The sequence below is a fragment of the Paraburkholderia caballeronis genome (assembly GCF_900104845.1).
In the GTDB taxonomy this organism is placed as follows: domain Bacteria; phylum Pseudomonadota; class Gammaproteobacteria; order Burkholderiales; family Burkholderiaceae; genus Paraburkholderia; species Paraburkholderia caballeronis.
Window position 1 is genome coordinate 1,166,746 of record NZ_FNSR01000001.1, and the last position, 21,137, is coordinate 1,187,882.

Below are 21,137 nucleotides of genomic sequence, written 5' to 3' on the forward strand. Positions count from 1 at the left end.
AAAAACAAACCCCACGTTCCGAAAAACGCGGGGTTGGTCGACAGTCGATACGGGTTGAAGCGTCGGCCGCGCGTCGCACCGCGCGGCCTCCCGTCGACGACGCTCAGTCGCGCGTCGTCGACGACGCGCCGTGACTCAGCCAGTCGAGCACCGCGGTCGCATCGTCGTCGGCGTTCTCCTTCGCGCGCGCAACCGCGTCGCTGACGTCGGCGTCCGGCGACGCGCGGCGGATCGCGACGCCGACCGCGAGAATGTCGATCATCAGCAGATGCAGGATCCGCGAGATCATCGACAGTTGCGACTCGCGCATCTCGATGTGGTCGGTTTCGAGCGCGACGGTCGCGCGCTTCGCGAGCGGCGTGTTGCTCGACGTGATCGCGATCACCTTCGCGCCGGCCTGCATCGCGACTTCGAGCACGCGCAGCAGTTCGGGCGCGCGGCCCGACTTCGACACCGCGACGATCACGTCGCCCCGGCCGAGCAGCGCGGCCGACGCGGCCTGCATGTACAGGTCGCCGTACGCGATCGTCGGAATGCCGAAGCGGAAGAACTTGTAGTGCGCGTCCTGCGCGACGATGTGCGAGTTGCCGAGCCCGTAGAACTCGATGCGGCGCGCGCTGTTCAGCAGCGTGATCGCCTGTTCGACGTGCTCGAAGTTCAGGTGCTCGCGCAGTTGAAGAATCGCGGACACGGTGTTGTCGAGCACCTTCGCGCCGAAGTCGGTTGCGGTGTCGCCGAGGTGCACCTGGCTGTGGCTCACCGGGATCGTGCCGGTCAGGCCGGTCGCGAGTTTCAGCTTGAAGTCGGACAGCCCCTGGCAGCCGAGCGAGCGGCAGAAGCGGATCACCGTCGGCTGGCTCACGTCGGCCTTGCGCGCGATGTCGACGATCGGGTCGTTGATGATCGAGCGCGGGTGATTCAGCGCGAGGTCCGCGACGCGGCGTTCGGCCGGCGTCAGCGCGTCGCGCATCTGGCGGATGCGCTCGAACACCGCCGACGAGCCGCCGCCCGCGCGGTTCGACAACTGCTCCGCGAGGATCGCGGACACGCCGAGGAACGCCGGATATTCGGCGGTGATCACGTAGGTCGGCACGTTCGCGAGATACGCGTCGAAGCGGCCCTTCGCCTCGAAGCGCGCGCGGAACGACGAGCGCGTGAACAGTTCGCCGAGGCGCGGCACGACGCCGCCGCCGATGTAGATGCCGCCGAGCGCGCCGAGGGTCACCGCGATGTTGCCGGCGAACGAGCCGAGAATCCCGCAGAAGCATTCGACCGCCTCGGCCGCGAGCGGCTCGCCTCCCTGCGCGCGCGTCACGACGTCGGCGGTGTCGAGGTTCGCGGGCAGGCGCTTCTTGTCGCGCGCGGCGAGCGCGCGGTAGATCAGTTCGATGCCCGGCCCTGCGCACACGCGCTCGAACGACACGTGCGGCCATTTCTTGCGCGCGAATTGCAGCACCAGGTCTTCGCGCTCGTCCTGCGGCGAGAAACTCGCGTGACCGCCTTCGCTGCCGAGGGCGATCCAGCGGTCGTCGGCCGGAATCAGGCCGGACACGCCGAGGCCGGTGCCCGGCCCGAGCAATCCGATCACGCTGTTCTGCCGGCGCTGGCCGCCGCCGACCTGTTGCCGCTGCGTGTCGGTCAGGCCCGGCAGCGCCATCGCGAGCGCGGTGAAGTCGTTCACGACGAGCAGCGTGTCGAAGCCGAGCGCGCGGCGCGTCGCTTCGATCGAAAAAGTCCAGTCGTGGTTGGTCATGCGCACCTGGTCGCCGTCGACCGGGTTCGCGATCGCGATCGCCGCGTGGTTCACGCGGCTGACCTTCGTGTCTTTCAGGTATTGCGCGATGACGTCGGCGACGCCCGGATAGTCCGCGCACGGATACACGCGCACCTGGCCGATCTCGCCCGGCGCGGTTTCGAGCGCGAAGCGCGCGTTGGTGCCGCCGATGTCGGCGAGCAGCCTCGGTCCGTCGGCGTGCTGGCCCGCGGTCGGGGCGGTTCTAGTTTGCACACCAGTAGACATCGAGTTTCACTCCCTTATCGTTGGCCAGCTTCGAGATGGCGTTTTTTTGTGGCGCGGCTGCGGCCTGTTGCAGCACCGCGAGCTTGCGGTCGCCCGCGATCAGCAGGAACAGGCGCCCGACCTGGCGCAGCGCGGCGAGCGACCAGCTCACGCGCGCATGCGGCGCGCTCGCCGGATGCACGGCGACGAACGGGCGCGGGGTCGTGATCGCTTCCTGCCATTCGGGCGCGTCCGCGAAGATCGACGCGGTGTGGCCGTCCTCGCCCATGCCGAGCACCGCGACGTCCGGCAGCAGCCGGCGCGGGTCCGCGTTCAGCGCGGCGATCTGCTCGTCCAGCGTTCGCGACGTATCGACGAGCGGCAGGAAGCGCGCGTGCGCGGCCTCGTTCTGCAGCAGCGTTTCATGTGCGAGGCGCGCGTTGCTCGCGGAGTCGGTGTCCGGCACCCAGCGGTCGTCGACGAGCGTGACGTCGATGTGCGGCCAGTCGAGGCGGTGGGTGGACAGCGCCGCGAGAAACGGGCGCGGGCTCGTGCCGCCGGACACGGCGAGGGTTGCACGGCGTGCGGGCAGGCCGGACGCGGCGGCCGGTGCGGCCACGTCGGGGGGCGCCTGAGCGGCGAGCGACGCCTGTAGCGCGTCGCCCACGGCTCTCGCCAGCGCGTCGATCTGGACGCGCGGGTCGTCGAAAGCGTGAAGCTCGATCACTTCTCCTCCATCCTGCTTTCTTGTTGGTCTGCGGTGTATTCCATCGGGATCCGGCGCATGCGCGTGGCGCACGGGCCGCCTTGCAAGTCAGTTCTCTTCTTCGAGCCAGCAGGTGCCGTGCTGCGCGAGCATCGCGCTCGACGCGGCCGGTCCCCACGTGCCCGCCGCATACGGCTTCGGCGGACGCGGCGAACTCGCCCATTCGTTCAGGATCGGCTCGACCCACTTCCATGCCGCTTCCTGCTCGTCGCGCCGCACGAAAAGCGCGAGCCGTCCGTTGATGACGTCGAGCAGCAGGCGTTGATACGCTTCCATCTGGCCTTCGCGGAAGAACTGGTCGAACGCGAGGTCGAGGTGCACGCTCGCGAGGTTCATCCCTTCGCCCGGCTGCTTCGCGAGACAGTACAGACGGATCGTCTCGTTCGGCTGCAGCCGGATCACGAGGCGGTTCGAGCCGGCCCGCAGCGCGGTTGCGCCGAGCGCCGAATGCGGCACCGGACGGAAGTTCACGACGATCTCCGCGACGCGGTCCGCGAGACGCTTGCCGGTGCGCAGGAAAAACGGCACGCCGGCCCAGCGCCAGTTCTCGATCTCGACCTTCAGCGCGGCGAATGTCTCGGTGCGGCTGTCCGGCTTCACGCCTTTCTCGGTCGCATACGCGGGCACCGGCTGGCCGCGGATCACTCCCGCATGATACTGGCCGCGCACCGCGACCTTCGGGATGTCGAGCGGATTGATCGGCTTCAGCGCGCGCAGCACGCGCAGCTTTTCGTCGCGCACCGAGTCCGAATCCATCGAATGCGGCGGCTCCATCGCGACGATCGACAGCAGTTGCAACAGGTGGTTCTGGACCATGTCGCGCAGCGCGCCGGTGTTGTCGTAGAAGTCGCCGCGGCCTTCGACGCCGAGTTCCTCCGCGATCGTGATCTGGATGCTCTCGACCCATTCGCGGCGCCACAGCGGCTCGAACAGCGCGTTGCCGAAGCGCAGCGCGAGCAGGTTCTGCACCGGCTCCTTGCCGAGATAGTGGTCGATCCGGTAGATCTGGCCTTCCGCGAAGATCTCGCCGACCGCGTCGTTGATCGCATTCGACGACTTCAGGTCGTAGCCGAGCGGCTTTTCGAGGACGATGCGCGCGTTGCCGTTCAGGCCGACGCCCGCGAGCGCGCGGCAGATCGGCACGAAGAGCGACGGGCCGGTCGCGAGATAGAACACGCGGATGCCGGGCAGCGGTTCGACGGCGTCGCGCAGTTTCGTGAAGTCCTCCGCGCGCGACAGGTCGAGCTTCACGTACACGATGCGTTCGAGGAAGCTGGCCCATGCGCTTTCGTCGAGGCCGTTCTTCGCGACGTGCGGCTTCACATGTTCTTCGACCCAGTTCAGATAGTCGTCGCGGGTTTCCTCGTGGCGCGCGACGCCGACGATCTTGCCCGACGGGGCAAGCATCCCCGAGCGATGCGCTTCATAAAGAGCCGGCAGGATCTTGCGCATCGACAGGTCGCCGGTTGCGCCGAACAGAACGAACGTGAAACTCAAATCGGTTTGCATGTGTCTCCGTCACAGTCCTTGGACGGCCGCCCACTGCTGCGCGCAACGGCCGTAGTGCGATAAAAATATTTTTGACACTGAATTGTAGTTTAACTACAATCCAAATCAAGAGGTAACGTTCATTCGACGAAAAAAGCGTGGCGGGCAAGCGGTACGGGCCTTCTCGCGCGGCTCTCCCGGGTGGGCGGGACGTCCTCGCATGTTAACGGACAACGGGTCTGTTCATGCAGGAGCCGGGCAGCCGGCTCGGGGGCGTGAGCCGCATGGCGCGCGGCACCTCGACCTGTCGCGGTTGCGCATGGCGCAGCGGCGGCCGGTGAAAATCAAAAGAGGAGACAGTCAGTTGCATTCCGAACCACTCATCTCTTGAGCGTCCAGCGGCCGGATACCGGCACGCGGCCCATGCGCGCGACGCGCGAGGCCAGTCCGGCGCCGACCGTCCAGTGTTTTGCCTGTTTGACCAACCACCGCACCCTGGCGACATCAGGGGCATTCGTTATTTGTTCAGGTGTCTGGAGGAGATAAGCAATGAAATTCCGTGCGATCATGGGCGCACTGTGCGCCGCGGGTCTGATGTGTGGCGCAGCGTCGGCGCAGGCAGCCGAGTCGTTGTCGGTGCTGCACTGGTGGACTTCGGGCGGCGAGTCGAAGGCGGTCGGCGTCCTGAAGGACGACATGCAGAAGCAGGGCTACGTCTGGAAGGACTTCGCGGTCGCCGGCGGCGCCGGCGCCGCGGCGATGACCGCGCTGAAGACCCAGGTGATCTCGGGCAACGCGCCGAGCGCCGCGCAGATCAAGGGGCCGCTGATCCAGGAATGGGCCGAGCAGGGCGTGCTGGTGCCGATCGATTCGGTCACCGGCGACTGGAAGGCGAACCTGCCCCCGCAGATCGACAAGATCATCCAGGCCGACGGCCACTACGTTGCCGCGCCGTTCTCCGTGCACCGCGTGAACTGGGTGTGGATCAACAAGGCCGCGCTCGACAAGGTCGGCGCGAAGCCGCCGACCACGTGGGCCGAATTCTTCACGGTTGCCGACAAGCTGAAGGCCGCCGGCATCCAGCCGGTCGCCGCGGGCGGCCAGCCGTGGCAGGACCTGACGCTGTGGGAAGACGTGGTGCTGTCGCAAGGCGCCGACTTCTACAAGAAGGCGATCGTCGATCTCGACCAGAAGACGCTGACGTCGCAGCAGATGGTCGGCGTGTTCGACACGGTCCGCAAGATCGAGTCGTACATGGACAACGGCCGCACCGGCCGCGACTGGAACCTCGCGACCGCGATGGTCATCAACGGCAAGGCCGCCATGCAGTTCATGGGCGACTGGGCGAAGGGCGAGTTCGCGAACGCGGGCAAGCAGCCGGGCAAGGACTACATCTGCGCGCCGGTGCCGGCGACCGAGAAGGCGTTCACGTTCAACGTCGACTCGTTCGTGTTCTTCCAGCAGAAGGACCAGAAGGCGGCGACGCCGGGCCAGCTCGCGCTCGCGAAGACCATCATGACGCCGGCGTTCCAGGAGCAGTTCAGCCTGTACAAGGGCTCGATCCCGGTGCGTCTCGGCGTGCCGATGGACCGCTTCGACGACTGCGGCAAGCGCGCGTACGCGGACGAGCAGGTCGCGATCAAGGCGGGCGGTTATGTGCCGTCGCTCGCGCACGGGATGGCGCAGCGTGACGCGACCGCCGGCGCGATCACCGACGTCGTGACGAAGTTCATGAACTCGACGCAGGATTCGAAGAGCGCGGTCGAAGCGCTCGCACGGGCTGCGAAGACGAAGTAATCATGAAGTAAGCGGCGGGCCTTCGCATGAAGGCCCGCCGTGCATCGCGGCTCGACGAGAGCCGGACCCCGCGCAACGGCGGCCGCGCAACGCGCAGCGAAGCGGCCGCCGGCGCGCACAGTTCCAGGAGTTGCGCAGTGACTGCTTCTCTTAGCGGAAAGGGCAACGCATCGACGTCCGCGCCCCGCCGCCGCACGTCGCCGATGGCGGCGCTTGCAGACCGCTGGATCCCGAAGCTGGTGCTTTCCCCCAGCATCCTGATCAGCCTCGTTTTCGTCTACGGTTTCATCGCGATTACCGGCTGGCTGTCGTTGACCAACTCGCGACTGCTGCCGCGCTACGACTTCGCCGGCTTCGAGCGTTATCGCGAGCTGTTCGCGAACGACGTCTGGTGGACGTCGGCCGCGAACCTCGGCTGGTTCGGCATTCCGTTCATCGTGATCTGCGTCGCGCTCGGGCTGTTCCTCGCGATCCTGCTCGACCAGCAGATCCGCAACGAAGGCGCGCTGCGCGCCGTGTTCCTGTACCCGATGGCGCTGTCGTACATCGTGACCGGCACCGCGTGGCAGTGGATCCTGAATCCGGACCTCGGCGTGCAGCAGGTGCTGCGCGACTGGGGCTGGACGAGTTTCGCGTTCGACTGGCTCGACGACCCGGACCGCGCGATCTTCTGCATCGTGATCGCGGCCGTGTGGCAGTCCACCGGGTTCGTGATGGCCCTCTTCCTCGCGGGGCTGCGCGGCGTCGACGGCGAAATCTTCAAGGCCGCGCAGGTGGACGGCGCGACGCTGCCGACCATCTACCGCAAGATCGTGATTCCGAGCATGCGGCCGGTATTCTTCTCGGTGCTGCTGATCCTCTGCCACATCACGATCAAGACGTTCGACCTCGTGGTCGCGCTGACCGCGGGCGGGCCGGGCACGTCGTCGTCGCTGCCGGCGATCTTCATGTACACGTTTTCGTTCAACCGTGGGCAACTGGGGGTCGGCGCGGCGTCGTCGATGATGATGCTCGCAACCGTCGTGGCCGTGCTCGTGCCGCTGATGTACATGGAGTCGAGGAGCACGCGCAATGCAGCCTAAGATGACGATAAGCCGCGCGGTCGTCTACGCGGCGCTGATCCTGTTCGCGCTTTATTTCCTGTTTCCGCTGTACGTGATGCTGTCGACGTCGTTCAAGGGCCTCGACCAGCTGCACACCGGCAACATGCTGACGCCGCCGTCGAACCCGAGTTTCGCCCCGTGGGTCAAGGCGTGGAGCGAGGCGTGCACCGGCGTGCGCTGCGACGGCATGAAGCCGTTCTTCATGAACTCGGTGAAGATGGTGATCCCGGCGGTGCTGCTGTCGTCGATCATCGGCGCGTTCAACGGCTACGTGCTCACGCACTGGCGCTTTCGCGGCGCGGATGCGTTCTTCACGATGCTGCTGGTCGGCTGCTTCATTCCGTTCCAGGCGATCCTGCTGCCGATGGCGCGGCTGCAAGGCTACTTCGGCCTGTCGAACACGATTCCCGGCCTCGTGCTCGTGCACGTCGTGTACGGGATCGCGTTCACGACGATGTTCTTCCGCAACTTCTACGTGAGCGTGCCGGCCGAGCTGGTGAAGGCCGCGCGCATCGACGGCGCGGGTTTCTTCATGATCTTCACGCGGATCATGATGCCGCTGTCGCTGCCGATCTTCATGGTGTGCCTGATCTGGCAGTTCACGCAGATCTGGAATGACTTCCTGTTCGGGATCGTGTTCTCGGGCGTCGATTCGATGCCGATCACGGTGGCGCTGAACAATCTGGTGAACACGTCCACGGGCGTGAAGGAATACAACGTCGACATGGCCGGCGCGATCATCGCCGCGCTGCCCACGCTGCTCGTCTATGTGATCGCCGGCCGCTACTTCGTGCGCGGCCTCACGGCGGGCGCGGTGAAGGGTTGACCATTCAAACAAGGCAGGACTGAAGGAGATTCACGGCATGGCAAGCCTTTCCATTCGCGACGTGACCAAGACCTACCCGAACGGGGTGCCGGTCCTGAAGGGCGTCAACATCGACATCGAGGACGGCCAGTTCCTCATCCTCGTCGGCGGTTCGGGCTGCGGCAAGTCCACGCTGCTCAACATGATCGCGGGCCTCGAAACGGTGACGAGCGGCGAGATCTCGATCGACGGCAAGGTGGTGAACAACCTGTCGCCGAAGGATCGCGACATCGCGATGGTGTTCCAGTCGTACGCGCTGTATCCGTCGATGACGGTGCGCGAGAACATCTCGTTCGGCCTCAACATCCGCAAGGTGCCGAAGGCCGAGCAGGCGCAGATCGTCGAGCGCGTGTCGAACATGCTGCAGATCCAGCATCTGCTCGACCGCAAGCCGGGACAACTGTCCGGCGGCCAGCGCCAGCGCGTCGCGATGGGCCGCGCGCTCGCGCGCGACCCGGTGATGTTCCTGTTCGACGAGCCGCTGTCGAACCTCGACGCGAAGCTGCGCATCGAGATGCGTTCCGAAATCAAGCTGCTGCATCAGCGCGTCGGCACGACGATCGTCTACGTGACGCACGACCAGATCGAGGCGATGACGCTCGGCGACCGGATCGCGGTGATGAAGGACGGCATCGTCCAGCAGTTCGGCGCGCCGCAGGAAATCTACGATTCGCCGTCGAACCTGTTCGTCGCGGGCTTCATCGGCGCGCCGCCGATGAACTTCATCAACGGCAAGCTGGTCGAGCAGGGCGCGGGCGTCGGCATGGAACTCGATACCGGCGTCGCGCGCGGCGTGCTGAACCTGCCGTTCGACGCGAACAAGGTGCGCGGCCACGTCGGCCGCGAGGTGGTGCTCGGGCTGCGCCCGGAGCGCATCACCGACGCGCGCAGTTCGCACGACGGCCACGGCGGCGAGTTGCAGACGCACCGCGTCCGGGTGGACGTGATCGAGCCGACCGGCCCGGACACGCTGGTGTTCGCGCAGGTGAACGGCAAGCGGATCGTGAGCCGCGTCCACCCGGGCGCGAACCCGTTGCCGCAGACGGACATGGACCTGCTGTTCGACGTGTCGAAGGCGGTGCTGTTCGATCCGCAGACGGAAGAGCGGATCGCGTAAGCGGGCGGCGGGGTTGTCTGCGTGCCGACGTTAAAAAGCCTCGTGCGTGCACGAGGCTTTTTCGTGTGTGCGGCCGCACGCGCGGGCAGGCCGGTCAATGCGGCAGCCGCACGTCGAACCGATAGGTGAGCAGCCGCGCAAGCAGGATGAAGGTCGTGGACAGCAGCACGTTGTACACCGCGTCGAGCGGCGTCTGCGCGAGCAGCAGATAAAGGCCGCAGCCCGCGAACGCGCAGGTCGCATAGGGCCGCGAGTCGCGCAGGATCAGCGGCACCTCGTTGCACAGCACGTCGCGCAGGATGCCGCCGAACACGCCGGTGGCGACGCCCATGATGACCGACGTGAACCACGGCATCTGGGCCGACATCGCGAGCGACGTGCCGGAGATGCTGAAGAGCCCGAGGCCGATCGCGTCCGCGACCAGCAGCGCGCGGTCGGACAGCACGCGCGACGTCCACTTCAGCACGACCGGCGCGAAGAACGACAGCACGAAGATCGCGAGCGCGTAGTTCTGGTGCTCGACCCAGTAGAACGGCCGGCGTTCGAGCAGCACGTCGCGCACGGTGCCGCCGCCGAACGCGGTCGCCATCGCGACGAGGAACGTGCCGACCGGATCGAGCCGCCGCCGGCGCGCCTCGATGAAGCCGGAAATCGCATACGCGAAGATCGCGAGGCGCTCGGCGATCGACAGCGCGAGCATCAGGCCGGGATGTTCGATCACGCGGGCTCCGTCAGCGCAACGGCGCCGGACCGCGATGCGCGCCCGGCGACTGCGGCTGCAGCAGCACGAGCACCGCGCCCGCGCCGCCGTCGTGCGGCCGCGCCTGGCAGAATGCGATCACTTCTTCCTTCTGCACGAGCCACGCGCGGACCTTGCCCTTCAGCACCGGCTCCTTGCCGACCGAGCCGAGCCCCTTGCCGTGGATCACGCGCACGCAGCGCAGCCCGCGCTTGCCCGCCTCGCGGATGAACGCCTGCAGCGCCTCGCGCGCCTCGTCGCGGCGCAGGCCGTGCAGGTCGAGTTGCGCCTGCACGATCCACGTGCCGCGCCGCAGCTTGCGCACGACCTCGCTGCTGACGCCGGGACGGTGGTAGTACAGCGAGTCGTCGGTGTCGAGCAGCGTTTCGGGATCGAAGTCGTCGGAGATCGCTTCGTGCAGCACGGCCTGTTCGTCGAGCTGCGTCTGCAAGGGGAGCGGCACTGGCGGCGCGCGCCGCTTCGGCGCGCGCGGCGGCGCGGTCAGCGGCGCGACCGCGCCGATCTCGCGGCGGAAGAGTTCGCTGTCCGCGGCGGACTCGACGCGCGCGGCGGCGGCTTCGGCCCGTTCGCGCTCGCGCTGCTGCGCCTGCGTCTTCAGCGCGGCGCGCAGTCCGCCGAGCCCGGAGAAGCCGTTGACCGGCTTGCCCGCAGCGTCGGGTTCGGCCGGCTGCGGGGCGTCGTTGCGCGGCGTCGCACGCTGGGCGGTGGAGGCGCGCTTCGGCTCGCCGGGATGGGGCACGTTCTTCGGCATGACAGAGACGTTCGAGAAATCGGACGGACATCGCGACGCCGGCAGCGCGTGAGCATGCCGGATCGCGGGTCGGCGCGGGGGCAAAAGAAAAGGGCCGCGGCTCACAGGCCACGGCCCTTCTTCGGGCGCGCCGACTGGCTTCAGGACGCTATTCTAGCCAGGCCTGCGACAGTCCGCGCGGCCGGCCGGTCCCGCAATGTGATCGACGATCAGCGGCCCGCTTCCGCGCTCATCACGTGCGGTTCGGTGATCTCGTGCACGCTCTCCAGGTAGCGTTGCGCGTCGAGCGCGGCCATGCAGCCGGTGCCCGCGCTCGTGATCGCCTGGCGATACACGTGATCCTGCACGTCGCCGGCCGCGAACACGCCCGGCACGCTGGTGCCGGTCGCGTTGCCGCTCAGGCCGCCGTTCGTGATGATGTAGCCGTTCTTCATCTCCAGCTGGCCTTCGAAGATGTCAGTGTTCGGCTTGTGGCCGATCGCGACGAAGATGCCTTGCAGCGCGATGTCGGTCGACTCGCCGGTGTTCACGTTCTTCACGCGCAGGCCGTTCACGCCGGAGTCGTCGCCCTTCACCTCGTCGAGCACGTGGTTCCACTTGATCTCGACGACGCCCTCCTTTTCCTTCTCCAGCAGGCGGTCGATCAGGATCGGCTCCGCGCGGAACTTGTCGCGGCGGTGGATCACGGTCACCTTCTTCGCGATGCCGGCGAGGTACAGCGCCTCTTCGACCGCGGTGTTGCCGCCGCCGATCACCGCGACGTGCTGCTGGCGATAGAAGAAGCCGTCGCAGGTCGCGCACGCGGACACGCCGCGGCCCATGAACAGTTCCTCGCTCGGCAGGCCGAGGTATTGCGCCGACGCGCCGGTCGCGATGATCAGCGAGTCGCACGTGTATTCGCCCGCGTCGCCGATCAGGCGGATCGGCTTTTCGGTCAGCTTCGCGGTGTGGATGTGGTCGAACACGATCTCGGTGTTGAAGCGTTCCGCGTGCTGCTGGAAACGCTGCATCAGTTCCGGACCCTGCACGCCGGACGGATCGGCGGGCCAGTTTTCGACGTCGGTCGTCGTCATCAGCTGGCCGCCTTGCGCGAGGCCGGTGATCAGGAGCGGCGACAGGTTCGCGCGCGCCGCATAGACGGCGGCGGTGTAGCCGGCGGGGCCGGAACCGAGAATCAGGACTTTGGCGTGTTTGGTGGCAGACATGGTCGGAATCCGTGGAAAGGCGCGGCGCATGGCCGACGATCTGCCGCGCGACGGTTGACCGGGGCGGCGGGCTCATGCACAAGGTTGGGCATCAGCCGGGCATTATAAAGGCCGCCCGCGTCGGCCGCCTCATCAAGGTTCCTGATCGGGACGATAGCGTCGGAGCCGGCCGGCCCGCGAGACCCGCCGGGCGTGGGATCGGCCGCCATGTAGCCGGCGCGTCTGCGCGTCGGCCAGGGGCGCGCCCATGCGGCAGGCTCGCGCGCTGTTGCCCCGCTGTTGCCCGTTACCGTCATTTACAGCCGGGGTGCAATCAACCCGTTTACAATAGGCCGGATCGGACGAAGGCGGCTCCGGCGCGCGCGCCGGGCCTTCTGCACCACCAGGATTCAATGGCCAAAGCTCCCTATTCCGCGCACGCGCAGGCTCTGCCTCACCGCATGTCGCGTCTCTTTACCGAAATCCGCTGGATTCTGCAGGTCGCGCTGTGCGTGTTCCTCGTGATGGCGCTCATCAGCTACAGCCGGCGCGATCCGAGCTGGACGCACGCCGCGCAGGTCGATCACATCTCGAACTGGGCGGGCCGCGTCGGCGCGTGGACGTCGGACATCCTGCTGCTGCTGTTCGGCCTGTCCGCGTACTGGTGGGTCGTGCTGCTCGCGCGGCGGATCTCCGCGAACTACCGGCGCATCACGAACCAGGACACGCTCGACGACGCCGGTGAAGATGCGCCGCGCGACCACGGCTGGATCGCGGAGGCGTTCGCGTTCGTGCTGGTGCTGCTCGCGAGCAACGGGATCGAGGCGCTGCGGATGTGGTCGCTGAAGGTGCAATTGCCGCGCGCGCCGGGCGGCGTGATCGGCGAGGCGGTCGCGCGCGGCGTGTCGCATGCGCTCGGTTTTACCGGCGGCACGCTCGCGCTCCTGCTCGCGCTCGCGATCGGGCTGTCGCTGTATTTCCGCTTTTCGTGGCTGTCGGTTGCGGAGCGGGTCGGCGAAGGCATCATTTCGGCCGTCACGTTCGCGAAGCTGCGCCGCGAGGCGGGCCGCGACCGCAAGCTCGGCGAGGCCGCCGCGGTCACGCGCGAGGGCAAGGTCGAGCGTGGCCGCGTGAAGATCGAGGAACACGAGCCGGTGACGATCGTGCCGCCGGTGCTGACGCCGCAGCGCTCGGAGCGCGTCGAGAAGGAGCGCCAGGTGCCGCTCTTCACCGACCTGCCGGGCGACTCGACGCTGCCGCCGATCGCGCTGCTCGATCCGGCGCCCGCGGCGCAGGAGACGATTTCCGCCGACGCGCTCGAATTCACGTCGCGCCTGATCGAGAAGAAGCTGAAGGACTTCGGCGTCGACGTCGCGGTGATCGCCGCGTATCCGGGGCCGGTCGTCACGCGCTACGAGATCGAGCCCGCGACCGGCGTGAAGGGCAGCCAGATCGTGGGTCTCGCGAAGGACCTCGCGCGCTCGCTGTCGCTCGTGTCGATCCGCGTGGTCGAGACGATCCCGGGCAAGAACTACATGGCGCTCGAACTGCCGAACCAGCGCCGGCAGACCGTGCGCCTGTCCGAGATTCTCGGTTCGGCCGTCTACGCGGACGCATCGTCCGCGCTGACGATGGGCCTCGGCAAGGACATCGGCGGCAAGCCGGTCGTCGCCGATCTCGCGAAGATGCCGCACCTGCTGGTCGCCGGCACGACCGGTTCGGGCAAGTCGGTCGGGATCAACGCGATGATCCTGTCGCTGCTGTACAAGGCGAGCGCCGAGCAGGTGCGGATGATCCTGATCGACCCGAAGATGCTCGAAATGAGCGTCTACGAAGGGATTCCGCATCTGCTGTGTCCGGTCGTCACCGACATGCGCCAGGCGGGCAACGCGCTGAACTGGACCGTCGCGGAGATGGAGCGCCGCTACAAGCTGATGAGCAAGCTCGGCGTGCGCAACCTCGCGGGTTACAACAACAAGATCGACGACGCGGGCAAGCGCGAGGAGAAGATTCCGAATCCGTTCAGCCTGACGCCGGACGATCCGGAGCCGCTCGCGAAGCTGCCGCACATCGTTGTCGTGATCGACGAACTGGCCGACCTGATGATGGTGGTCGGCAAGAAGGTCGAGGAACTGATCGCGCGGATCGCGCAGAAGGCGCGCGCGGCCGGCATCCACCTGATCCTCGCGACGCAGCGTCCGTCGGTGGACGTCATCACCGGCCTCATCAAGGCGAACGTGCCGACGCGGATGGCGTTCCAGGTGTCGTCGAAGATCGACTCGCGCACGATTCTCGACCAGATGGGCGCGGAGTCGCTGCTCGGGATGGGCGACATGCTGTACCTGCCGCCGGGCAGCGGGCTGCCGGTGCGCGTGCACGGCGCGTTCGTCGGCGACGACGAGGTGCATCGCGTCGTCGAGAAGCTCAAGGAGCAGGGCGAGCCGAACTACATCGAGGGCCTGCTCGAAGGCGGCACGGCGGGCGACGGCGACGAAGGCTCGGCCGGCGCGGGAACCAGCGGCACCGGCGACGAGTCCGATCCGCTTTACGACCAGGCGGTCGAAGTGGTCATCAAGAATCGCCGCGCGTCGATCTCGCTGGTGCAGCGTCATCTGCGGATCGGCTACAACCGCGCGGCGCGGCTGCTCGAACAGATGGAGCAGTCGGGTCTCGTGTCGACGATGTCGTCGAACGGCAACCGCGAAATCCTTGTGCCGACGCGCGAAGCGGAATGACCCGCGGCCGCGCGCCGGCCTTCGTTGACGGAGAAATCACAGATGCAGCAGATCGTCGGGCCGCAGGCCCGCTCAGCCCGTTCCACCGGTTCGTCCTCGTGGCGCGCGCTCGTGCGCCGCGCGGCGGGCGTCGCGCTCGGCGCGTCGGTGCTCGTCGCGTCGCACGCGTTCGCGAGCGGCACCGAGCAGTTGAAGCAGTTCGTCGCGCAGGTGCATGCGGCGCGCGGCACGTTCGTGCAGCGCGAACTGAAGGCGCAGCCGAATGCGAAGGACGCAAGCGACGCGATCGCGACGGCAACGCGCACCGCGACCACGTCGAGCGGCACGTTCGTGTTCGCGCGGCCGGGCAAGTTCATCTGGTCGTACGAGAAGCCCTACCAGCAACTGCTTCAGGCGGACGGCGAAACGCTGTACGTGTACGACAAGGACCTGAACCAGGTCACGCGGCGCAAGCTCGGCGGCGCGCTCGGCGCGAGCCCGGCCGCGATCCTGTTCGGCAGCAACGATCTGGAGAAGAACTTCACGCTGCGCGACGCGGGCGTGAAGGACGGCATCGACTGGCTCGAACTGACGCCGAAGTCGAAGGACACGCAGTTCCAGCGCGTCGGCATCGGCTTTCGCGACGGCAATCTCGAAGCGATGGAACTGCACGACGTGTTCGGCAACGTGACGCTGCTGACGTTCTCGGACATCCAGAAGAACCCGCCGCTGCCGGCGTCGCAGTTCAGGTTCGCCGTGCCGAAGGGCGCGGACCTGATCGACGGCTGACGCCGCGTTCGCGCGTCGCGCCGCCGTTTGCGGCGGCGACGCGCAAGGCCGGCGATTCCGCCGGCCTGTTTCCCCTGCCTTTCCTGCGGGCATCGCGCGATGCCCCTCACCGCGTCACACGGCGAAGCGGATCACCCCGTCGTCGCCGGTCGCGCGCTTCAGCTTCCCATCGAGCCACAGCAGATGCAGGTGCGCGAGCGCCTCGCCCATCGCGAACGTCATCTGGTGGATGTCCAGCTGGCGCTTGAACATGATCGGCACGATGTCCGATGCGCAGCGCGGCGCGCTCGCGCACGCGTCGAGCACTTCCGCGAGCCGCGCGTCGTGATGCGCGCGCAGTTGCGCGATCCGCGTGCTCACGCCGCGAAACGGCTTGCCGTGCGACGGCAGCGCCAGCGTCCGCTCCGGCATCGTCTCGTAGCGGCCGAGCGATTCCAGATACAGCGCGAGCGGATTGCCTTCCGGCTCGATGTCGAACACCGACACGTTCGTCGAGATGCGCGGCAGCACCATGTCGCCGGAGATCAGCACGTCGTCCGCCTCCGAATACAGCGCGCAGTGCTCGGGCGAATGGCCGAAGCCGGTGACGACGCGCCAGCGGCGCGCGCCGATCGTGACGGTGTCCGCCTCGCGCAGCCGCCGGTACTGGGTGGGAATCGCCGGCACGAGATTCGAGTAGTAGCCGCGCCGCTCGCGCAGCTTCGCGAGCGACGCCTCGTCGGTCAGCCCGTGCCGCGCGAAGTGGCGCGCCGCGCCGGCGCCGCCCGCATTCGAGCCGTCGCCGGCCGCCAGCACGCGGCCGTTCAGGTATTCGCCGAGCGTCATCCACAGCCGCACATTCCAGCGTTTTTTGTCGCCGCCCTCGCACAGCCAGTGCGCGAGCCCGAGGTGATCCGGATGGCAGTGCGTGACGATCACGCGCAGCACCGGCAGGCCGCCGAGCGCGGTGTCGAACACGTGTTCCCAGTGCCCCTTGATCGTGTCCGACGCGATGCCGCTGTCGACGATGGTCCAGCCGGCCTCTCCGTCGATCTCGTCGCGCAGCAGCCACAGGTTGATGTGATCGAGCGCGAACGGCAGCGGCATGCGCAGCCAGTACAGGCCGGGCGCGACTTCGAACGGCTGGCCGGGTTCGGGCAGCGTGTCGGCGAATGGATAGTCGAGCTGGTGTTCGAGGGCGTTCATTGCGGGGGTCTTCTCCATTGTTGTTCGTGATGCGCGGCGGCCCGCGCATGCGGTTCGTCGCGGTCGCCGCGCGGCGCGGTTGCGCGGCCGGCGAGTTGACGATAACGTAAACGTCGATTCTATCGCCCCTCGCCGCAGTCTGCTGCGTCGCCACGGGCGGGCCGCTTTCCTGCCAACATGACCCAATACACGATTACAGAACTCGCGCGTGAATTCGACGTGACGCCGCGCGCGATCCGCTTCTATGAAGACCAGGGCCTGCTCGCGCCGAGCCGCGAGGGCGCGGGCGGCCTGAAGCGCGTGTTCTCGGGCCGCGACCGCACGCGGCTGAAGCTGACGCTGCGCGGCAAGCGGCTCGGTTTCACGCTGTCGGAGATTCGCGATCTGCTCGACCTGTACGAGTCGCCGACCGATACGCTGCCGCAACTGCATGCGTTTCTCGCGACCGTGGTCCGGCATCGCGAGGTGCTGGAGCGGCAGCGCGAGGATCTCGACGCGACGCTGGAAGACCTCGCGCAGTACGAGGCGCAGGTGCGCGCGATGCTCGATGGAGGCGCGCAGCCGCCGAAGTAGCGGCGCGTTTCGCGGGGGCGGCGCGCTTTTTCGGCGTCGGCCCCGGGCGATACCGACGAACGCCGCCGGACGTCGCGGTTCCTTGCGCACGCGCCAGGAACCGCGACGCGCGGGCGGCCACGGACCGGCAGGGCCGCAGATGCCGGACGATACAATGACGCGTTCTTGAGCCGGCGGGTACGCACGATCGCCATGAATCATTTTCCGAAACTGCTGTCGTCGCAGATTGGCTTCGATGTCGCGCAGACGATGCTGGAAGGCTTCAATCGCCATTACCGCAACTTCAGCGACGCGGCGGTGCGCGCGAAGGGGCTGTTCGAGGCCGGCGACTGGCAGGGCCTGCAGCGGCTCGCGCGCGAGCGGATCACGTCGTACGACGACCGCGTCGACGAATGCGTGATGGCGCTCGAAGACGAATACGACGCGGAGAACATCGACGACGAGGTGTGGCAGCAGATCAAGCTGCACTACATCGGCCTGTTGACCACGCACCGCCAGCCCGAATGCGCGGAGACGTTCTTCAACTCGGTGTGCTGCAAGATCCTGCACCGGTCGTATTTCAGCAACGACTTCATCTTCGTGCGGCCCGCGATCTCGACCGAATACATCGAGAACGACGAGCCGGCCGCGAAGCCGACCTATCGCGCGTATTACCCGGGTAAGGACGGCCTCGCGGCGACGCTCGAACGCATCGTCACGAACTTCCAGCTCGAACCGCCGTTCGAGGACCTGAAGCGCGACGTCGGCTGCGTGATGCAGGCGATGACCGACCTGTTCGGCGAATTCGACGCGAAGCCGAATTTCCAGATTCACGTGCTGTCGTCGCTGTTCTTCCGCAACAAGGCCGCGTACATCATCGGCCGCGTCATCAACGGCGACCTGATGCTGCCGTTCGCGGTGCCGATCCGCCACGTGTCGCCGGGTCTGCTCGCGCTCGACACCGTGCTGCTCAAGCGCGACCAGCTGCTCGTGATCTTCGGCTTCTCGCATTCGTACTTTCTCGTCGACATGGAAGTGCCGTCCGCGTACGTCGAATTCCTGCGCACGCTGATGCCCGCCAAGCCGAAGGGCGAGATCTACACGTCGGTCGGGTTGCAGAAGCAGGGCAAGAACCTGTTCTATCGCGACCTGCTGCATCACCTGTCGCATTCGAGCGACCCGTTCATGGTCGCGCCCGGCATTCGCGGGCTCGTGATGATCGTGTTCACGCTGCCGTCGTTCCCATACGTGTTCAAGCTCATCAAGGACAGCTTCCCGCCGCCGAAGGAAACCACGCGCGAGCAGGTGCAGCAGAAGTATCAACTGGTGAAGCGCCACGACCGGCTTGGCCGGATGGCCGACACGCTCGAATATTCGAGCGTCGCGCTGCCGCTGTCGCGGCTCGACGACGCGCTGATCCGCGAACTCGAAACCCATGCGCCGTCGATGATCGAATACGACGGCGACAACCTCGTGATCCGCCATCTGTACATCGAGCGGCGGATGGTGCCGCTGAACCTGTATCTGCAGAACGGCAGCGACGAGGACGTCGAGCACGGCATCCGCGAGTACGGCGAGGCGATCAAGGACCTGATGCGCGCGAACATCTTCCCGGGCGACATGCTGTACAAGAACTTCGGCGTCACGCGCCAGGGGCGCGTCGTGTTCTACGACTACGACGAGATCGAGTACCTGACCGACTGCAACGTGCGCCGCGTGCCGGCGCCGCGCAACGAGGAGGACGAGATGTCCGGCGAGCCGTGGTACAGGGTCGGGCCGCACGACATCTTCCCGGAAACCTATCGCACGTTCCTGCTCGGCGACCCGCGCGTGCAGCGCAGTTTTCTCAGGCATCATCCGGACTTCTTCGAGCCCGAGTTATGGCAGCGGAACAAGGACATGCTGCTGCGCGGCGAGGTGCCGGACTTCTTTCCGTACGATCCGTCGGGCCGCTTCTGCATCCGTTATCCGGAGCGTTTCGCGCCCGCGCCGCCCGGCGCGGCTGCGCTTTCCGATGGTCAGTCGGTGCGCGCGGCGTGAGCGCCCGATAAGCGTCGCCCCGACACTTTTGCATCCCGAACTTTCATGACGAATCCAGCCGACAACCCGCTCGCTCACCTGTTCGAGAACAACGAAAAATGGGTCGCCGCGCGCCTCGCGGCCGATCCCGAGTACTTCTCGCGGCTCGCGCATCAGCAGGCTCCGGAGTATCTGTGGATCGGCTGCTCCGATTCGCGCGTGCCCGCGAACCAGATCATCGGCCTGCCGCCGGGCGAGGTGTTCGTACATCGGAACATCGCGAACGTCGTCGTGCATACCGACCTGAACTGCCTGTCGGTGATCCAGTTCGCGGTCGATCTGCTGAAGGTCCGGCACATCATGGTGGTCGGCCATTACGGCTGCTCGGGCGTCGGCGCGGCGCTGCACGGCCGGCGCGTCGGGCTCGCGGACAACTGGCTGCATCACGTGCAGGACGTGCGCGCGAAACACGCGGCGCTGCTGGAGGAATGGCCGCTCGGCGAGGCGCGGCATCGCCGCCTCGTCGAGCTGAACACGATCGAGCAGGTGGTCAACGTGTGCCGCACGACGATCGTCAACGATGCGTGGGCGCGCGGCCAGCCGCTGACCGTGCACGGCTGGGCGTACGGCGTGCACGACGGCCGGATGCGCAATCTCGGCATGACGATCGCCGCGCCCGGAGAGTTGCAGGCAACGTACGAGCGTTGCGTCGCGGCGGTGTCCGCGAGCGGCGCGCGTCATGCGCACAACGACGTGGTCGCCGCGGACGCCGTCCATCTCGGCGGCGTGCCGGCGGTCGTCGCAGGCGTCATCAAGGAGCTTAAACATGAGTGAGACACAGCAGGACCCGATCGTCATCGCCTCGGCGGCGCGTACGCCGCTGGCCGCGTTCCAGGGCGAGTTCGCCGGCTTCACCGCGCCGTATCTCGGCTCGGTCGCGATCCTCGCCGCCGTCCAGCGCGCGGGCCTCGCGCCCGAGCAGGTGGGCGAGGTCGTGATGGGCTGCGTGCTGCCCGCGGGCCAGGGCCAGGCGCCCGCGCGCCAGGCGGCGCTCGGCGCGGGGCTGCCGCTCGCGACCGGCGCGACGACGGTCAACAAGATGTGCGGCTCCGGCATGCGCGCGGCGATGTTCGCGCACGACATGCTGGTCGCGGGCTCGGCGGACGTGATCGTCGCGGGCGGCATGGAGAGCATGACGAACGCGCCGTACCTGCTGCCGAAGGCGCGCGGCGGGATGCGCATGGGGCATGGCGTCGTGCTCGACCACATGTTCCTCGACGGGCTGGAGGACGCATACGACAAGGGCCGTCTGATGGGCACGTTCGCGGAAGAATGCGCGCGCGAGTTCGACTTCTCGCGCGAGCGCCAGGACGCGTTCGCAATCGAGTCGCTCGTGCGCGCGAAGCGCGCGAACGAGGACGGCTCGTTCGCGTGGGAGATCGCGCCGGTCAAGGTGCCGGGCCGCAACGGCGACGTGACGGTCGCGCGCGACGAGCAGCCGTTCCGCGCGAACCTCGACAAGATCCCGACGCTGCGCCCCGCGTTCGCGAAGGACGGCACGGTCACGGCGGCGAATTCGTCGTCGATCTCGGACGGCGCGGCGGCGCTCGTGCTGATGCGCGCATCGACCGCCGAACGGCTCGGCGTGACGCCGCTCGCGCGCGTGACCGGCCATTCGACGTTCGCGCAGCAGCCGTCGAAGTTCACGACCGCGCCGGTCGGCGCGCTCGCGAAGCTGTTCGACAAGACCGGCTGGCGCGCGGCCGACGTCGATCTATTCGAGATCAACGAGGCGTTCGCCGTCGTCACGATGGCCGCGATGAAGGAGCACGGCCTGCCGCACGACAGGGTGAACGTGAACGGCGGCGCGTGCGCGCTCGGCCATCCGATCGGGGCATCGGGCGCGCGGATCATCGTCACGCTGCTCGGCGCGCTGCGCGCACGCGGCGGCCGGCGCGGCGTCGCGAGCCTGTGCATCGGCGGCGGCGAGGCCACCGCGCTCGGCGTCGAACTGCTGTAGGCTCGGCACTGGCGCATCGCAGGCGTCG

The 21,137-nt window shown here is 67.4% G+C and carries 17 protein-coding genes; 10 read left to right on the forward strand and 7 right to left on the reverse strand.

Annotated features, from left to right (window positions below; genetic code table 11):
* Nucleotides 1–103: 103 nt before the first annotated feature.
* The 3 genes from BLV92_RS05190 to zwf all read right to left on the reverse strand — a co-directional run bounded on the left by BLV92_RS05190 (nt 104) and on the right by zwf (nt 4,274).
* Nucleotides 104–2,020, reverse strand: a complete 1,917-nt coding sequence (locus BLV92_RS05190; protein WP_090542873.1) for a bifunctional transcriptional regulator/glucokinase — start codon at nt 2,018–2,020, stop codon at nt 104–106.
* Complete coding sequence (pgl, locus tag BLV92_RS05195; RefSeq protein ID WP_090542875.1) at nt 1,998–2,726, reverse strand: 6-phosphogluconolactonase; 729 nt, start codon at nt 2,724–2,726, stop codon at nt 1,998–2,000. The genes BLV92_RS05190 and pgl overlap by 23 nt, the downstream gene beginning before the upstream one ends.
* A gap of 87 nt (nt 2,727–2,813) precedes the next feature.
* Nucleotides 2,814–4,274, reverse strand: a complete 1,461-nt coding sequence (gene zwf, locus BLV92_RS05200) for a glucose-6-phosphate dehydrogenase (protein ID WP_090542877.1) — start codon at nt 4,272–4,274, stop codon at nt 2,814–2,816.
* Between the two features lie 528 nt (nt 4,275–4,802).
* On the opposite strand from zwf, the gene BLV92_RS05205 reads away from it, so the two are divergent.
* The 4 genes from BLV92_RS05205 (at nt 4,803) to BLV92_RS05220 (ending at nt 9,135) form a co-directional block, all read left to right on the forward strand.
* Complete coding sequence (locus tag BLV92_RS05205; protein WP_090542879.1) at nt 4,803–6,050, forward strand: ABC transporter substrate-binding protein; 1,248 nt, start codon at nt 4,803–4,805, stop codon at nt 6,048–6,050.
* Nucleotides 6,051–6,187: 137 nt separating this feature from the next.
* Nucleotides 6,188–7,132 (forward strand): carbohydrate ABC transporter permease, encoded by a 945-nt coding sequence (locus tag BLV92_RS05210; protein ID WP_090546838.1) that lies wholly within the window; start codon nt 6,188–6,190, stop codon nt 7,130–7,132.
* Entirely contained in the window at nt 7,122–7,979 is an 858-nt protein-coding gene (locus BLV92_RS05215) for a carbohydrate ABC transporter permease (RefSeq protein WP_090542881.1), read from the forward strand. Before BLV92_RS05210 ends, BLV92_RS05215 begins: the two co-directional genes overlap by 11 nt.
* A 37-nt stretch (nt 7,980–8,016) precedes the next feature.
* Nucleotides 8,017–9,135 (forward strand): ABC transporter ATP-binding protein, encoded by a 1,119-nt coding sequence (locus BLV92_RS05220; protein ID WP_090542884.1) that lies wholly within the window; start codon nt 8,017–8,019, stop codon nt 9,133–9,135.
* Nucleotides 9,136–9,229: 94 nt separating this feature from the next.
* Here BLV92_RS05220 and BLV92_RS05225 read toward each other — a convergent pair whose 3' ends face one another.
* From BLV92_RS05225 to trxB, 3 genes are all read right to left on the reverse strand, one after another.
* Complete coding sequence (locus tag BLV92_RS05225) at nt 9,230–9,853, reverse strand: trimeric intracellular cation channel family protein (RefSeq protein ID WP_243842708.1); 624 nt, start codon at nt 9,851–9,853, stop codon at nt 9,230–9,232.
* A 13-nt stretch (nt 9,854–9,866) separates the two neighbouring features.
* Nucleotides 9,867–10,646: a Smr/MutS family protein gene (locus BLV92_RS05230; RefSeq protein WP_090542887.1), complete on the reverse strand. Its 780-nt coding sequence runs from the start codon at nt 10,644–10,646 to the stop codon at nt 9,867–9,869.
* 209 nt (nt 10,647–10,855) lie between these two features.
* Nucleotides 10,856–11,851, reverse strand: coding sequence for a thioredoxin-disulfide reductase (gene trxB, locus BLV92_RS05235; RefSeq protein ID WP_090542889.1), 996 nt, complete (start codon nt 11,849–11,851; stop codon nt 10,856–10,858).
* A 392-nt stretch (nt 11,852–12,243) separates the two neighbouring features.
* Here trxB and BLV92_RS05240 point away from each other — a divergent pair, with 392 nt between their 5' ends.
* Nucleotides 12,244–14,565, forward strand: a complete 2,322-nt coding sequence (locus tag BLV92_RS05240) for a DNA translocase FtsK (RefSeq protein WP_090542891.1) — start codon at nt 12,244–12,246, stop codon at nt 14,563–14,565.
* A 42-nt stretch (nt 14,566–14,607) separates the two neighbouring features.
* On the forward strand, nt 14,608–15,333 hold the full coding sequence (gene lolA, locus BLV92_RS05245; protein ID WP_090542893.1) for an outer membrane lipoprotein chaperone LolA: 726 nt from the start codon (nt 14,608–14,610) through the stop codon (nt 15,331–15,333).
* A gap of 114 nt (nt 15,334–15,447) precedes the next feature.
* Here the strand turns inward: lolA and BLV92_RS05250 are convergent, their stop codons facing one another.
* Nucleotides 15,448–16,518 (reverse strand): MBL fold metallo-hydrolase, encoded by a 1,071-nt coding sequence (locus tag BLV92_RS05250; RefSeq protein ID WP_090546842.1) that lies wholly within the window; start codon nt 16,516–16,518, stop codon nt 15,448–15,450.
* A 177-nt stretch (nt 16,519–16,695) separates the two neighbouring features.
* Here BLV92_RS05250 and BLV92_RS05255 point away from each other — a divergent pair, with 177 nt between their 5' ends.
* The 4 genes from BLV92_RS05255 to BLV92_RS05270 all read left to right on the forward strand — a co-directional run bounded on the left by BLV92_RS05255 (nt 16,696) and on the right by BLV92_RS05270 (nt 21,109).
* Complete coding sequence (locus BLV92_RS05255) at nt 16,696–17,091, forward strand: MerR family transcriptional regulator (RefSeq protein WP_090542895.1); 396 nt, start codon at nt 16,696–16,698, stop codon at nt 17,089–17,091.
* Nucleotides 17,092–17,283: 192 nt separating this feature from the next.
* A complete protein-coding gene (aceK, locus tag BLV92_RS05260) occupies nt 17,284–19,110 on the forward strand; it encodes a bifunctional isocitrate dehydrogenase kinase/phosphatase (RefSeq protein ID WP_090542897.1) in 1,827 nt (608 codons plus the stop codon).
* A gap of 45 nt (nt 19,111–19,155) precedes the next feature.
* Nucleotides 19,156–19,923 carry a carbonate dehydratase gene (can, locus tag BLV92_RS05265; protein WP_090542899.1) on the forward strand — a complete coding sequence of 256 codons (768 nt, stop codon included), beginning with the start codon at nt 19,156–19,158 and terminating at the stop codon, nt 19,921–19,923.
* Entirely contained in the window at nt 19,916–21,109 is a 1,194-nt protein-coding gene (locus BLV92_RS05270; protein ID WP_090542900.1) for an acetyl-CoA C-acetyltransferase, read from the forward strand. The genes can and BLV92_RS05270 overlap by 8 nt, the downstream gene beginning before the upstream one ends.
* Nucleotides 21,110–21,137: the final 28 nt, after the last annotated feature.